We start from the raw sequence: 13,597 nt of genomic DNA on the forward strand, positions 1-13,597 counted from the left end.
CCGCTGTTGCAGCCCGGCGCAATGGGCTGCAAAGATTAGGGAAAGCTTTGATTGAGAGGTCGTTACCATGCGTGCCGTCGGCTATTTCAAGAACGGCCCCCTGAGCGAGCCCGGGGCCCTGCAGGATGTGAACGTGCCGGAGCCTGCGGGCGGGCCCTTCGACATCATCGTCGATGTGAAGGCGGTGTCGGTCAATCCGGTCGATTACAAGGTCAGGATGCGGAGCGCGCCGCAGGGGCAGGGCCCCAAGGTGATCGGCTTCGACGCGGCGGGCGTGGTGCGTTCAGTGGGGAGGGAGGCGGCAGGCCTGTTCCGGCCCGGTGACGAGGTCTATTACGCCGGGGCCATCAACCGGCAGGGCTCCAATGCCGAACGTCAGGCCGTCGATGCCCGGATCGTCGGGAAGAAGCCCGCCTCGCTCGACTGGGCCGAGGCTGCGGTGCTGCCGCTCACCACCATTACCGCCTGGGAAATGCTCTTCGACCGCCTCGACGTGGCGAAGCCCGTGCCCGGTGCAGCGCCTGCCGTGCTGATCATCGGCGGGGCCGGCGGTGTGGGCTCGATCGCCATCCAGCTCGCCCGCCAGTTGACACCGCTCACGGTGATCGCCACCGCCTCGCGGCCCGAAAGTGAGGCCTGGTGCCGGGCCATGGGCGCGCATCATGTCGTCGATCATGCCAAGCCGCTCGCCCCGCAGATCGAGGCGCTGAGACTGGGTCAGCCGGGCTTCGTCTTCTGTACCAGCAATGCCGGGCCTTACATGGCCGATATCGGCGCGCTCATCGCGCCACAGGGCCGCCTCGGCCTCATTGCGGATACGGCCGACATTGCGCCCCTCAAGAACAAGAGCGTCTCCATCCATTGGGAGTTCATGTTCACGCGGCCCGTGGAGGGAACGCCGGACATTTCGGAACAGGCGAAGCTGCTCAACGAAACGTCACGACTCATCGATGCAGGCAAACTGCACACCACGCTGACGCGCCGGCTCGGCACGATCAATGCGGCCAATCTCCTCGAGGCGCACCGCCTGCTGGAGGAGGGGCGCATGCTCGGCAAGCTGGCGCTGGAAGGATTCTGACTTAGGTTTTCGAGAGGTCTTCGGGCCGCGGCATCGAGATGATGTTGTAGCCCGAGTCCACGTAGTGGATTTCGCCCGTGACACCGCCCGAGAGCGGTGAGAGCAGGTAGACGGCGGCACCACCCACCTCATCCAGCGTCACCGTGCGGCGGAGCGGTGCATGCGCCTGCTGATAGTTGAACATGGCGCGGGCATCGCCCACGCCGGCGCCGGCGAGCGTGCGCATGGGGCCTGCGGAAATCGCATTCACGCGGATCGCGTTGGGGCCATAGTCGGCGGCGAGGTAACGCACGCTGGCCTCCAGTGCGGCCTTGGCGACACCCATGACGTTGTAGTTCGGCATCACCCGCTGCGAGCCGCCGTAGGTGAGGGTGATGATCGAGCCGCCATTGGGCATGAGGGCCGCGGCGCGCTTGGTGATCTCGGTGAAGGAGAAGCAGGAGATCACCATGGTGCGCGAGAAATTCGCCCGCGTGGTGTCGGCATACTTGCCCTTCAGCTCGTTCTTGTCGGAGAAGCCGATGGAGTGGACGAGGAAATCGATCGTGCCCCACTGCTTCTTCAGTTCATCGAAGGTGGCATCGACGCTGGAAAGGTCTTCTACATCGCAGTTGATGAGGATCTTGGAGCCGACGCTGGCGGCGAGCGGCGCAAGGCGCTTGCCGAAGGCCTCGCCCTGATAGGTGAAGGCAAGCTCCGCCCCATGCTTCGCCAGGTTCTGGGCGATGCCCCAGGCGATGGAGTGGTCGTTCGCCACACCCATCACGAGGCCGCGGCGGCCCCTCATCAGTCCTTCGGTCATCTGCTGCTTATCCGTTGTAGCGTTGGAACACGAGGGTGGCGTTGGTGCCGCCAAAGCCGAAGGAGTTCGACATCACGGTGTCGACCTTGGCGTTGTCCACCCGCTGGCGCAGGATCGGAACACCCTCAAAGGCGGGATCGAGTTCTTCGATGTTGGCGCTTTCGCAGAGGAAGCCGTTCTTCATCATGAGAAGCGAGTAGATGGCTTCCTGCACGCCGGTGGCGCCAAGCGAGTGACCGGTCAGGGACTTGGTGGAGGAGATGGGCGGGATCTTGTCGCCGAAGACCGCGCGGATCGCCTCGATCTCCTTGGCATCGCCCACCGGCGTCGAGGTGCCGTGCGGGTTGATGTAGTCGATCTCGCCCTTCACGTTCTTCATCGCCATGCGCATGCAGCGCATCGCACCCTCGCCGGAGGGCGCGACCATGTCGTAGCCGTCAGAGGTGGCGCCATAGCCGACGAGCTCGCCATAGATCTTGGCGCCGCGGGCCTTGGCGTGTTCGAGTTCCTCGAGGACGACGACACCGGCGCCACCCGCGATCACGAAGCCGTCGCGGTTCTTGTCATAGGCCCGCGACGCGGTGGCCGGGCGGTCGTTGTACTTGGACGACATGGCGCCCATGGCGTCGAAGAGCACCGAGAGGGTCCAGTCCAGTTCCTCGCCGCCGCCTGCAAAGACGATGTCCTGCTTGCCCCACTGGATGAGTTCGGCGCCGTTGCCGATGCAGTGGGCCGAGGTGGCGCAGGCCGACGAGATGGAATAGTTGACGCCACGGATGCCGAAGGGCGTGGCGAGCGTTGCCGAATTGGTCGACGACATGGTGGCCGGCACGGCGAAGGGGCCGACGCGCTTCGGACCCTTCTCGCGGGTGGTGTCGGCGGCGGCGACGAGGGTGCGGGTCGAAGGTCCGCCCGAGCCCATGATGATGCCGCTGCGGTCGTTCTTCACGTCCTTCTCTTCAAGGCCGGAGTCGGCGATCGCCTGCTGCATGGCGACAAAGTTCCACGCCGCGCCATCGCCCATGAAGCGGCGCACCCGGCGGTCCACCGTGTCGAGGTCATAATTGGGCGCACCGTGCACCTGGCAACGGAAGCCCAGTTCCTTGTACTTCTCCGCCGCGACGATGCCCGACTTTGCCTCGCGCAGGGAGGCGGTCACCTCCTGCACATTGTTGCCGATCGAGGAGACGATCCCCATGCCTGTGACGACCACACGCCGCATTCTCTTCAAACTCCTTGGAGCGATAGTTCCCTGGGCCCGGTTCTAGCAGGATGGCGGGGGCAGGGCTACGAGTTAGACAGCCCTCGTGCACAACCCTGAATTTCCGGAATATCAGGCCTTTTCAGGCTCGAACAGGCCGACCTTCATGTCGGTGATCTGGTAGACGGTTTCGCCGTCCGCCTTCATCACGCCGTTGGCCACCGCGAGCTTGAGCTTGCGGAGGATGAGGCGGGTGACATCGACCTCATAGGTCACGAGCTTGGTCTTGGGCGTCACCATGCCGGTGAACTTCACTTCGCCCACGCCGAGCGCGCGGCCCTTTCCGGGCTCGCCCAGCCAGCCGAGGAAGAAGCCCGTCAGCTGCCACAGCGCATCGAGGCCGAGACAGCCCGGCATCACCGGGTCGCCGTGGAAGTGGCAGGGGAAGAACCAGAGGTCGGGCTTGATGTCGAACTCGGCCACAACCTTGCCCAGACCGGCACTACCGCCATCCTTGCTGATGTGGCTGATGCGGTCGAACATCAGCATGGGCGGCAGCGGCAATTGCGCATTGCCCGGGCCGAAGAGTTCACCCCGGCCGCACTGCAGAAGTTCTTCGTAGGTGTAGGAAGGTTGTCCGATTGGCATGTTCTGTTTGAGCCCCTTTTTCATAAACTAGCACGGCGCTGGCGGGGATTGCAAAGCGCGTGATGGCACAATCAACGGCGGATGTGGCGGCGGATCATCTCACAGCCGCCGCAGGAAGACGCTGCGCACCCGGTGGTCGGAGCCCTTGCGCAGCACGAGGTCGGCGCGCGGCCGGGTGGGCAGGATGTTTTCCTTCAGGTTCACCAGGTTGATGCTGTTCCAGATGCGGGTGGCGGTGGCTTCCGCCTCCTTGTCCGAGAGGCTGGCATAGCGGTGGAAGTAGGACTTGGGGTCCTTGAAGGCGCCGTTCCGGAGCGAGAAGAAGCGCTCGATGTACCAGGTGCGGAGATCGTGCTCGTCGGCATCGATGAAGATCGAGAAGTCGAAGAAGTCGGAGGTGTTGGGAATGCCGCGCCCGTCGCGGGGCGGGCGGCCCGTCTGCAGCACGTTGATGCCCTCGACGATCAGGATGTCCGGCTGGTCAACGACCTGCGTCTCGTCCTTCAGCACGTCGTAAGTCAGGTGTGAATAAAGCGGCGCTTCGACGTCACGCTCGCCCGACTTGATGTCGGACATGAAGCGCAGGATGCGCGGCAGGTCGTAGGATTCCGGGAAACCCTTGCGCTGCATCAGCCCTTCGCGCTCCAGCACGGCGTTGGGCAGGAGGAAGCCGTCGGTGGTGACGAGGTCGACCTTCGGATGCGACGGCCAGCGCGACAGCAGGCGGCGCAGGATGCGCGCCGTGGTGCTCTTGCCGCTTGCCACGCTGCCGGCGATGCCGATCACGTAAGGCACCTTCAGGTCGGTGATGTGCAGGAACTGGTTCGAGGCGTGGAACAGCTTCTGGCTTGCCTGCACATAGAGATTGAGCAGGCGCGACATGGGGAGATACACCGCCTCCACTTCCGCAAGGTCGATGCGGTCGTTGAGCGAGCGCACTTCCTCGAGGTCGGCGCTGGTCAGCGTCATGGGCGTATCGGCCCTCAAGTCTGCCCATTCCTGCTTGGCGAAGCGCCGGAAGGGAGAGACTTCGCGGGCGAAGTCTTCGGCCAGATCAATCATCTTTGCGGCTCGCCTTCTCCGCCAGGCCCGAGGTGCCCTCGCGCCGTTTCAGTTCCGCCATCACCTCATCCGGCGAAACGCCGGCGGCCTTGAGGAGAACGAGCAGGTGATAGAGAACGTCGGCAGCCTCCTTGGCCGTCTCGGTGCGGTTGTTCTGCACCGCGGCGAGCGCCAGTTCGACCGCTTCCTCGCCCAGCTTCTTGGCGCATTTCTCCACGCCCTTGGCGAGAAGCTTGGCGGTGTAGGATGACTCCGGCGCAGCCGAAGCCTTGGCGTCGATCTCGCGGACAAGTTTTTCGAGCTGGCTGAAATCGGCCATCACGCTCCCCCTGAGGCAGGCGCCGGGCGCACGAGTATTCCCGCCTTCGCCATGGCATCCTTTGCCTGGCCGATCGTAAAGGTTCCGAAATGGAAAATCGAGGCGGCAAGAACCGCCGTGGCGTGCCCGTCCCTAATACCTTCGACCAAATGCTCGAGCGTGCCCACGCCGCCCGAGGCGATGACCGGGATCGAGACCGCATCCGCGATGGCGCGGGTCAAGGGGATGTTGAAGCCCTTGCCGGTGCCGTCACGGTCCATGGAGGTGAGCAGGATTTCGCCAGCACCCAGCGTTTCCACCTCGCGGGCGAACTGGACGGCGTCGATCCCCGTCTCCTCGCGCCCACCATGGGTGAAGATCTCGTATTTGCCGGGCGAGACTTCCTTGGCGTCGATGGCGACGACGATGCACTGGCTGCCGAATTTCTCGGCCGCCTCCTTCACGAACTGGCGGTTGGCAACCGCAGCGGAATTGATCGAGACCTTGTCGGCGCCGGCAAGCAGCAGGGCGCGGATGTCATCAAGCGTGCGCACGCCGCCGCCCACGGTCAGGGGCATGAAGCAGGCTTCCGCCGTGCGCTGCACCACGTCGCGCATGATGCCGCGGTTCTCGTGGGTGGCGGTGATGTCGAGGAAGCAGAGTTCGTCCGCGCCCGCCGCGTCATAGGCCTTGGCGGCTTCGACCGGATCACCGGCATCCACGAGGTTGACGAAATTGACGCCCTTCACCACGCGGCCGTCCTTGACGTCGAGGCAGGGAATGACGCGCATCTTCAGCATCAGCGGCCTCCCGCCACGCGGATGGTGGTGCCGGTGATGTAGCTGGCCGCATCGCTGGCGAGGAAGAGCACGGCTTCGGCGATCTCCTCCGGCTTGCCGATCCGCTGCATTGGGATCGTCGGCCGGATGCGCTCGACGCGGGCCACGTCGCCCGTGGATTTCTCGTGGATCTCTGTTTCGGTCATGCCCGGCGTCACCGAGACGACGCGCACGCCTTCCATCGCCACTTCCTTGGCAAGCCCGGTGGTCAGCGAGTCGATGGCGCCCTTGCTGGCGGCATACCACACATATTCTCCTGGGCTGCCGAGCAGTGCCGCGGCAGAGGAGATGTTGACGATGACGCCGCCCTTGCCGCCGTTCTTCGTCGACATGTGCTTCACCGCCTCGCGCGCCACGTAGATGGCGCCCGTGGTGTTGATGGCGATCACATCGGCTATCACCTGCGGGTCGGCCTGATCGAGGCGGCTCGACTTGCCGGTGACGCCGGCATTGTTCACGACAACATCGATGGTGCCGAAGCTCAGGATCGTCTGCTTGAACAGGCGCTCGATGTCCTCGAGCTTGCCCATGTCGCCCTGAAAGGCGAGCGCCATGCCGCCGTCGATGCGGATGTCTTCGCAGAGCACCTCCGCTGCAGCACGGTCGGATACATAATTCACGACGACGCGATAACCGCGCTGTGCGGCAAGCCGTGCGGTCGACGCACCGATGCCCCGGCTGCCGCCGGTGATCAGCATGACCTTGCCTGTCTTGCTTGTTGTCATGCGGCCTCCGCGATCAGTTTGAGGGCTTCGGCCGCGTCGATGCGGCCATCATAAAGTGCGCGGCCCGTGATCGCGCCTTCCAGCTTCTGCGCATCCGGCTGCAGCATGCGGCGGATGTCGGCGAGGGAGGCGAGGCCGCCTGAGGCGATGACGGGGATCGACACGGCATTGGAGAGCGCAATCGTGCTCTCCCAGTTGATGCCTGCGAGAATGCCGTCGCGGTCGATGTCGGTGTAGATGATGGCGGAGACGCCGGCCCCTTCGAACTTCTTCGCCAGTTCGATGACGCCAAGCGACGAGGCTTCGGCCCAGCCTTCGACTGCCACCTTGCCGCCCTTGGCATCGATGCCCACTGCGATCTTGCCGGGGAAGCGCCTGCAGGCTTCCTTCACGAGGGCAGGGTCACGCACCGCAATGGTGCCGAGGATGACGCGGGCAAGGCCCTTCGATAGCCAGTGTTCGATGTGATCAAGGCTGCGGATGCCGCCGCCCAGCTGCACCGGGTTCTTCGTGGCTTTCAGAATGGCCTCGACGGCCGCACCGTTCACGGACGCGCCTGCAAAGGCGCCGTTGAGGTCAACCACGTGCAGCCAGCGGAAGCCCTGACGTTCGAAGTCGCGGGCCTGTGCTGCCGGGTCCTCGTTGTAGACGGTGGCTTGCGCCATGTCGCCAAGCTTGAGGCGCACGCAGCGGCCATCCTTCAGGTCGATGGCGGGAAAGAGGATCACGGCCGCCACCTCAGGAAGTTGGCGATGAGGCGAAGGCCAAGCTCCTGGCTCTTCTCCGGGTGGAACTGCGTGCCCACCAGATTTTCATAGCCGACGATGGCCGTGACCGCGCCGCCGTAATCGGTGGTGGCGATGAGGTCTTCAGGCAGCGTCGGTTCAAGATGATAGGAGTGGACGAAATAGGCGTGCAGGCCCTGTTCGCCGGTCTCAATGTCCTGCAGCACGGCGTGGCTGGAATGCACCTTGAGGGTGTTCCAGCCCATGTGCGGAATCTTGAGGGCAGGATCGGTGGGCGTGATCTTGACCACGTCGCCTGCCACCCAGCCCAGCCCTTGCGTGGTCTGGTGCTCGCGGCCGCGCGTCGCCATCAACTGCATGCCGACGCAGATGCCGAGGAAGGGGCGGCCATGGGCGATCACCTGCTGCTGCAGCGCCTCGCGCATGCCCGGCACGGCGTTGAGACCGTCGCGGCAATCCTTGAAGGCGCCGACGCCGGGCAGCACGATGTAGTCGGCCTTGGCAACTTCGTCGGCCTTTCCCGTCACGCTGATCTTCGTCTTGATGCCGTGGTCTGCGGCGGCACGCTCGAAGGCCTTGTGGGCGGAGTGGAGATTGCCCGAACCGTAGTCGATGATGACGGTCTTCATCATCCCTTGAGCGAGCCCTTGGTGGAGGGAATGCGGTCCTTCTGGCGCGGATCGATCTCGAGCGCGTCACGCAAGGAACGGGCCAGCGCCTTGAAGCTCGACTCCGCGATGTGGTGGGCGTTGCCGCCAATCGTGTTTTCGAGATGCAGCGTAATGCCGGAGTTCATGGCGAAGGCCTGGAACCATTCGCGCACCAGCTCGGTGTCGAAGTCACCGATCTTGTCGCGCGGGTAGTCGCAGTTGAAGACGAGAAAGGGACGGCCCGAGACGTCGATCGCAACGCGGGTCAGGGTCTCGTCCATGGGCAGGTCGCAGGAGGCATAGCGGCGGATGCCGCGGCGGTCGCCCAGTGCCTGGCTCACGGCCTGTCCGAGCGCAATGCCGCAGTCCTCGACCGTGTGGTGGAAATCGATGTGCAGGTCGCCCTCGGCCTTGAGGTCGATGTCGATCAGGGAATGGCGCGAGAACAGCTCCATCATGTGGTCGAAGAAACCGACCCCGGTCCTGATGGAGAAGGTGCCGTTGCCGTCCAGGTTCACCGTGCAGGTGATCGCGGTTTCGGTGGTCTTGCGGTTGATGGTGGCTGTACGCATGGTTAATCCCGCTTTTTCGCAGGTGCGGGATAGCAGAAGCCCCCGCTCCCGTCACCCCTCGGAAAGGGGGCGGGTTAACGCTTCTTCCGCATGGCCGGCGAGGCGCTGATGACGTTGTCGGTGTCGGCGAGGAGCTGCAGCATGGCCTCCCGGGCGCCCGGCCCGTCGGCCGCCACCACCGCCCGGACGATGTTCTGGTGCAGCTTCAAGGCCCGGGAATAGTGGGGATTCTTGTTGGTGGTGTAGTCGAAGAGGTTGGTCAGCGCCTGCTCGATGATGATGGAAAAGGGCACCAGCAGTTCGTTGTTGGCGCAGGCGAGCAGGGCCTCGTGGAATTCCACGTCGGTCGCCACCATGCTGGTGGGCTCGGTGGCTTCCGCCATGGCATGATAGGCCGCGACGAGGCGTTCGACCTGCTGCGGGGAATGCTTGCGGGCGGCGAGTTCGGCGATCCCCGGTTCGACCAGGCGGCGGGCCTCCTGGGTGGAGGTGAGGAAGGCCTTCCGGTCCATGGCGGAGCGGTGCCATTCCAGCACGTTGCGGTCCAGCATGTTCCAGCGGCTGCGCGGTTCCACTCGGGTGCCGACCTTGGGGCGGGACTGGATCAGCCCCTTGGCGGTCAGGCTCTTGATCGCTTCCCGGATGGCGGTGCGGCTGGCGCCGTAAACCTTGCCCCATTCGGCCTCGTTGGGAAGAACCGTGCCGGGCATGAATTCCCCGCTGAGGATGCGTTCGCCGATCGCCCGCTCGATCTTGTCGTGCAGGTTGCGGGACGGCGACATCCGTTCGCTTCTGCCAAAAGCCGTTCTCGCCATGTTGCGCTGCCGCAATTTTCTCCGGGCTTTTGTCATACAAGGAACGGCTTATTTGTCATACAAAAATCTTGATCGCTTTCGGCGCGCACATTATGGTCCGCGGCCATGACAGCGCAAGACCGGCATGGTGCCGGCGGCGCAGTCTGCTTATCAGGGAGGATACCAAGTGATTAACCGCAGACTTTTCCTGGCGTCGGTTGTTGCCGCCGCTGCTGCTGCCACCGCTGGCGTCGCACATGCCGAAGGCAAGGGCCTCGTCGGTCTCGCCATGCCGAACAAGTCGTCGACCCGCTGGATCTCCGACGGTGAATCGATGGCCAAGGAATTCACCGGCCTCGGCTACGACGTCGATCTCCAGTTCGCCGAAGACGACATTCCGACCCAGCTCTCGCAGATCGAGAACATGCTGACGAAGGGCGCCAAGGTGCTCATCATCGCCTCGATCGACGGCACCACGCTCACCGACGTGCTGCAGAAGGCCCATGACGCAGGCGCCAAGGTGTTCGCCTATGACCGCCTCATCCGCGGCTCGGAGAACGTCGACTATTACACCACCTTCGACAACTTTAAGGTGGGCGTGCTGCAGGCTGAATCGCTCGTCGCCGGCCTCAAGGAGCGCTTCGGCTCCGTGAAGCCGTGGAACGTCGAACTCTTCGGCGGCTCGCCCGACGACAACAACGCCTTCTTCTTCTACGACGGCGCCATGAGCGTGCTGCAGCCGATGATCGACAAGGGCGAGATCGCTGTTGTCTCCGGCCAGATGGGCATGGACAAGGTGGGTACGCTCCGTTGGGACGGCGCCGTTGCGCAGGCCCGCATGGACAACCTGCTCTCCGCCAACTACACCGACAAGAAGGTGCACGGCGTGCTGTCGCCCTACGACGGCCTGTCGCGCGGCATCATCTCCTCGCTGAAGGGCGTGGGCTATGCGCCGGGACCTGAAATGCCGATCGTCACCGGCCAGGACGCCGAAGTCGCTTCGGTCAAGGCCATGATCGCCGGCGAACAGTACTCGACCGTGTTCAAGGACACCCGTGACCTCGCCAAGACGACCGCCACCATGGTGGACGCCGTCATGCAGGGCAAGGAACCCGAAGTGAACGACACCAAGACCTACGACAACGGCAAGAAGGTGGTTCCCTCGAACCTCCTCGTGCCGCACTCGGTCGGCAAGGACGACATCCAGAAGCTGCTGGTCGACTCCGGCTACATCAAGGCCGAAGACCTCCAGTAAGGCCTTCGTGATCTGGAGGCCCCGCAGGGAGACTTGCGGGGCCTTTCTTTTCAGGACATCATGACAGACAAGATGAAGAGCGGAAAAACCGCCGGATAATCCACATGGGAGCGAACCAGACGGCGATGCAGCAGCACGTGCAGCCCATTCTCGACATGCGGGGCATTACCAAGACATTTCCCGGCGTGAAGGCGCTGACGGACGTGAACCTGACGGTGATGCCGGCCGAGATCCACGCCGTCGTGGGTGAGAACGGCGCCGGCAAGTCGACACTCATGAAAGTGCTCTCCGGCGTCTATCCCGCCGGCACCTATGACGGCGCCATCAACTTCGAGGGGCAGGAGCGGCAGTTCCGCAAGATTTCCGATTCCGAGGACATCGGCATCATCATCATCCACCAGGAGCTGGCGCTGGTGCCGCTCCTGTCGATCGCCGAGAACATCTTCCTCGGCCACGAGACGGCTAAGAACGGCATCATCAACTGGTTCGAGGCCTTCACCCGCACCCGCGCGCTGTTGAAGAAGGTGGGACTGGACGAGCACCCCAACACCCTCATCACCAACATCGGCACCGGCAAGCAGCAGCTTGTCGAGATCGCCAAGGCGCTCAACAAGAAGGTGAAGCTGCTCATCCTCGATGAGCCCACCTCGTCGCTCAACGAAAAGGATTCGAACGCGCTTCTCGAACTGCTCAAGGGTTTCAAGGCGCAGGGCATCACCTCGATCCTCATCACCCACAAGCTGAACGAGGTGATGAAGGTTGCAGACCGCATCACCGTGATCCGCGACGGCAAGACCATCGACACCATGGACGTGCATTCCGGCGAAGTGAACGAGGACCGCATCATCAAGGCCATGGTGGGCCGCGATCTCTCCGAGCGCTTTCCGCCGCGCATCCCGCAGATCGGCGACACGCTGCTCGAGGTGAAGAACTGGAGCGTCTACCACCCGCAGCATTCCGAGCGGCAGGTGATCAAGGGCCTCAACCTCACCGTCAGGGCGGGCGAAGTTGTGGGCATCGCCGGCCTCATGGGGGCAGGGCGCACCGAATTCGCCATGTCGCTCTTCGGCCGCGCCTATGGCACGAAGATTTCGGGCGAGGTGCTGATGCACGGCAAGCCGGTCGACGTCTCGACCATCCCGAAGGCCAAGGAGGCCGGGCTTGCCTATGTCACGGAGGACCGCAAGACCTTCGGCCTCGTGCTCATCGACCACATCAAGCACAACGTGACGCTCGCCAACCTCAATGGCGTGTCCGACCGCGGCGTGGTGAACGACATCAAGGAAATCGGCGTTGCCTCGAAGTATCGCAAGGACCTCGGCATCCGCTCCTCCAGCATCTACCAGACGACGGTGAACCTCTCGGGTGGCAACCAGCAGAAGGTGGTGCTCTCGAAGTGGCTCTTCTCCGGACCCGAGGTGCTGATCCTCGACGAGCCCACGCGCGGCATCGACGTCGGCGCGAAGTATGAAATCTACGGCATCATCAACCAGCTGGCCGCGGAAGGCAAAGCGGTGATCGTGATCTCGTCGGAAATGCCCGAACTCCTCGGCATCTCCGACCGCATCTACGTGATGAACGAAGGAAAATTCGTGGCCGAAATGCCGGCCAAGGAGGCGACGCAGGAAAAGATCATGCGCGCCATCATGAAATCATGGGGAACCTGACATGACCGACATCGCCGCAAAGGCAGACCGCCCCTCCATCATGACGTTCGTCAAGGCGAACATCCGCGACTACGCGCTCCTGCTCTCGCTCGCCGCCATCATGGTGTTCTTCCAGATCACCACCAAGGGCATCCTGTTCACGCCCCTGAACATGACCAACATCATCCTGCAGAACAGCTATATCGTCATCATGGCGCTGGGCATGCTGCTGATCATCGTGGCGGGCCACATCGACCTGTCGGTGGGCTTCCTGTCCGGCTTCATCGGTGCCATCGCCGGCGTGCTCATGGTCACCAATCCGCTTTGGCCGTCCGATCTCAAGATGGGCACGGTGCCTGCCGTCATCATCTGCCTTGCGGTGGGAACGGCGATCGGCGCCTTCCAGGGCTGGTTCGTGGCGCGCTTCCGCATCCCGGCCTTCATCGTGACCCTTGCCGGCATGCTCGTCTATCGCGGCCTGATGATCGCCATGCTCTCGGGCCGCAACCTCGGGCCGTTCCCGGAAAGCTTCCAGGCCCTGTCGAACGGCTACGTGCCGGACATCCTCTCTTTCATGGCGCCTGCCGGCATCAACATGTTCGCCCTCGTGGTCGGCGCCGTCGTCACCTTCCTCATCATCTGGTCGAACTGGCGGGCCCGCCAGCTCGAACAGGCCCACGGCATGGCGGAAGAGCCGATCGAGCTCTTCTATGGCCGCAATGTCCTCATCGCGCTCGCCTTCCTCGCCTTCTCGTGGACGATGGCCAACCACCGCGGCCTGCCCAACGTGCTGATCACCATGTTCGCGTTGGTCGCACTCTTCATGTTCATCACCACCCGCACCACCTTCGGCCGCCGCGTCTACGCCATGGGCGGCAACGAAAAGGCGGCGCGCCTCTCCGGCCTCAACACCGAGCGCATCACCATCATGATCTTCGCGATCATGGGGGCGCTCGCTGCACTTGCGGGTCTCGTCTATGCGGCGCGCCTCAATTCGGCCCAGCCCAAGGCGGGCGCCGGCCTTGAACTGGACGTGATTGCCGCCTGCTTCATCGGCGGGGCCGCCGTCACGGGCGGCGTCGGCAAGATCACCGGAGTGGTCATCGGTGCCTTCATCATGGGCGTCATGAACAACGGCATGGGCATCCTCGGCATCGGCATCGACTGGCAGCAGGTCATCAAGGGCGTGGTGCTGATGCTCGCCGTGTTCCTCGACGTCTATTTCAAGAACAAGTCCTGATCCCGCTTTACGTGGAGCCCTGATTTAAGGCCGGACTGGCC

At 63.7% G+C, this 13,597-nt stretch carries 15 protein-coding genes; 4 read left to right on the top strand and 11 right to left on the bottom strand.

All coding sequences use genetic code 11. The annotated features are described in order from the left end of the window. Positions 1 to 67 precede the first annotated feature (67 nt). Entirely contained in the window at positions 68 to 1,078 is a 1,011-nt protein-coding gene (locus QM801_RS01570) for a zinc-binding alcohol dehydrogenase family protein (RefSeq protein WP_415017458.1), read from the top strand. A 1-nt stretch (position 1,079) separates the two neighbouring features. On the opposite strand, the gene fabI is transcribed toward QM801_RS01570, so the two are convergent. From fabI to QM801_RS01625, 11 genes are all read right to left on the bottom strand, one after another. After that, a complete protein-coding gene (gene fabI / locus QM801_RS01575; protein WP_415017459.1) occupies positions 1,080 to 1,880 on the bottom strand; it encodes an enoyl-ACP reductase FabI in 801 nt (266 codons plus the stop codon). 7 nt (positions 1,881 to 1,887) lie between these two features. Beyond that, on the bottom strand, positions 1,888 to 3,102 hold the full coding sequence (gene fabB / locus QM801_RS01580) for a beta-ketoacyl-ACP synthase I (protein ID WP_415017460.1): 1,215 nt from the start codon (positions 3,100 to 3,102) through the stop codon (positions 1,888 to 1,890). A gap of 111 nt (positions 3,103 to 3,213) precedes the next feature. Then, positions 3,214 to 3,729 carry a 3-hydroxyacyl-[acyl-carrier-protein] dehydratase FabA gene (fabA, locus tag QM801_RS01585; protein WP_415017461.1) on the bottom strand — a complete coding sequence of 172 codons (516 nt, stop codon included), beginning with the start codon at positions 3,727 to 3,729 and terminating at the stop codon, positions 3,214 to 3,216. A gap of 99 nt (positions 3,730 to 3,828) precedes the next feature. Next, the gene (gene coaA, locus QM801_RS01590) at positions 3,829 to 4,791 is read right to left on the bottom strand and encodes a type I pantothenate kinase (protein ID WP_415017462.1); all 963 of its coding nucleotides are present in this window, start codon (positions 4,789 to 4,791) and stop codon (positions 3,829 to 3,831) included. Next, on the bottom strand, positions 4,784 to 5,110 hold the full coding sequence (locus tag QM801_RS01595) for a phosphoribosyl-ATP diphosphatase (protein ID WP_415017463.1): 327 nt from the start codon (positions 5,108 to 5,110) through the stop codon (positions 4,784 to 4,786). Before QM801_RS01595 ends, coaA begins: the two co-directional genes overlap by 8 nt. Beyond that, the gene (hisF, locus tag QM801_RS01600; RefSeq protein ID WP_415017464.1) at positions 5,110 to 5,889 is read right to left on the bottom strand and encodes an imidazole glycerol phosphate synthase subunit HisF; all 780 of its coding nucleotides are present in this window, start codon (positions 5,887 to 5,889) and stop codon (positions 5,110 to 5,112) included. The genes QM801_RS01595 and hisF overlap by 1 nt, the downstream gene beginning before the upstream one ends. Beyond that, positions 5,889 to 6,653: a glucose 1-dehydrogenase gene (locus QM801_RS01605; protein ID WP_415017465.1), complete on the bottom strand. Its 765-nt coding sequence runs from the start codon at positions 6,651 to 6,653 to the stop codon at positions 5,889 to 5,891. Before QM801_RS01605 ends, hisF begins: the two co-directional genes overlap by 1 nt. Then, positions 6,650 to 7,381, bottom strand: coding sequence for a 1-(5-phosphoribosyl)-5-[(5-phosphoribosylamino)methylideneamino]imidazole-4-carboxamide isomerase (hisA, locus tag QM801_RS01610; protein WP_415017466.1), 732 nt, complete (start codon positions 7,379 to 7,381; stop codon positions 6,650 to 6,652). Before hisA ends, QM801_RS01605 begins: the two co-directional genes overlap by 4 nt. Further along, positions 7,378 to 8,028 (bottom strand): imidazole glycerol phosphate synthase subunit HisH, encoded by a 651-nt coding sequence (gene hisH / locus QM801_RS01615; protein WP_415020875.1) that lies wholly within the window; start codon positions 8,026 to 8,028, stop codon positions 7,378 to 7,380. Before hisH ends, hisA begins: the two co-directional genes overlap by 4 nt. Continuing rightward, positions 8,028 to 8,621: an imidazoleglycerol-phosphate dehydratase HisB gene (gene hisB / locus QM801_RS01620; protein ID WP_415017467.1), complete on the bottom strand. Its 594-nt coding sequence runs from the start codon at positions 8,619 to 8,621 to the stop codon at positions 8,028 to 8,030. Before hisB ends, hisH begins: the two co-directional genes overlap by 1 nt. 74 nt (positions 8,622 to 8,695) lie before the next feature. Continuing rightward, complete coding sequence (locus tag QM801_RS01625; RefSeq protein WP_415017468.1) at positions 8,696 to 9,403, bottom strand: FadR/GntR family transcriptional regulator; 708 nt, start codon at positions 9,401 to 9,403, stop codon at positions 8,696 to 8,698. Between the two features lie 220 nt (positions 9,404 to 9,623). Between QM801_RS01625 and chvE the strand changes: the two genes are divergently transcribed. The 3 genes from chvE to mmsB all read left to right on the top strand — a co-directional run bounded on the left by chvE (position 9,624) and on the right by mmsB (position 13,556). Continuing rightward, a complete protein-coding gene (chvE, locus tag QM801_RS01630) occupies positions 9,624 to 10,670 on the top strand; it encodes a multiple monosaccharide ABC transporter substrate-binding protein (RefSeq protein ID WP_415020876.1) in 1,047 nt (348 codons plus the stop codon). Positions 10,671 to 10,774: 104 nt separating this feature from the next. Further along, complete coding sequence (mmsA, locus tag QM801_RS01635) at positions 10,775 to 12,337, top strand: multiple monosaccharide ABC transporter ATP-binding protein (protein ID WP_415017469.1); 1,563 nt, start codon at positions 10,775 to 10,777, stop codon at positions 12,335 to 12,337. Position 12,338: 1 nt separating this feature from the next. Then, entirely contained in the window at positions 12,339 to 13,556 is a 1,218-nt protein-coding gene (gene mmsB, locus QM801_RS01640) for a multiple monosaccharide ABC transporter permease (protein WP_415017470.1), read from the top strand. The last annotated feature ends 41 nt before the right edge of the window (positions 13,557 to 13,597 follow it).

Source organism: Aestuariivirga sp. (assembly GCF_047600585.1).
Taxonomy (GTDB): domain Bacteria; phylum Pseudomonadota; class Alphaproteobacteria; order Rhizobiales; family Aestuariivirgaceae; genus Aestuariivirga.

Coding starts and splice junctions, on each gene's coding strand:
- QM801_RS01570 (WP_415017458.1), top strand. CDS start 68: ATGCGTGCCGTCGGCTATTTCAAGAACGGCCCCCTGAGCGAGCCCGGG.
- mmsA (WP_415017469.1), top strand. CDS start 10,775: ATGGGAGCGAACCAGACGGCGATGCAGCAGCACGTGCAGCCCATTCTC.
- fabB (WP_415017460.1), bottom strand. CDS start 3,102: ATGCGGCGTGTGGTCGTCACAGGCATGGGGATCGTCTCCTCGATCGGC.
- QM801_RS01625 (WP_415017468.1), bottom strand. CDS start 9,403: ATGTCGCCGTCCCGCAACCTGCACGACAAGATCGAGCGGGCGATCGGC.
- hisH (WP_415020875.1), bottom strand. CDS start 8,028: ATGAAGACCGTCATCATCGACTACGGTTCGGGCAATCTCCACTCCGCC.
- QM801_RS01605 (WP_415017465.1), bottom strand. CDS start 6,653: ATGACAACAAGCAAGACAGGCAAGGTCATGCTGATCACCGGCGGCAGC.
- fabI (WP_415017459.1), bottom strand. CDS start 1,880: ATGACCGAAGGACTGATGAGGGGCCGCCGCGGCCTCGTGATGGGTGTG.
- hisF (WP_415017464.1), bottom strand. CDS start 5,889: ATGCTGAAGATGCGCGTCATTCCCTGCCTCGACGTCAAGGACGGCCGC.
- QM801_RS01595 (WP_415017463.1), bottom strand. CDS start 5,110: ATGGCCGATTTCAGCCAGCTCGAAAAACTTGTCCGCGAGATCGACGCC.
- coaA (WP_415017462.1), bottom strand. CDS start 4,791: ATGATTGATCTGGCCGAAGACTTCGCCCGCGAAGTCTCTCCCTTCCGG.
- hisB (WP_415017467.1), bottom strand. CDS start 8,621: ATGCGTACAGCCACCATCAACCGCAAGACCACCGAAACCGCGATCACC.
- fabA (WP_415017461.1), bottom strand. CDS start 3,729: ATGCCAATCGGACAACCTTCCTACACCTACGAAGAACTTCTGCAGTGC.
- mmsB (WP_415017470.1), top strand. CDS start 12,339: ATGACCGACATCGCCGCAAAGGCAGACCGCCCCTCCATCATGACGTTC.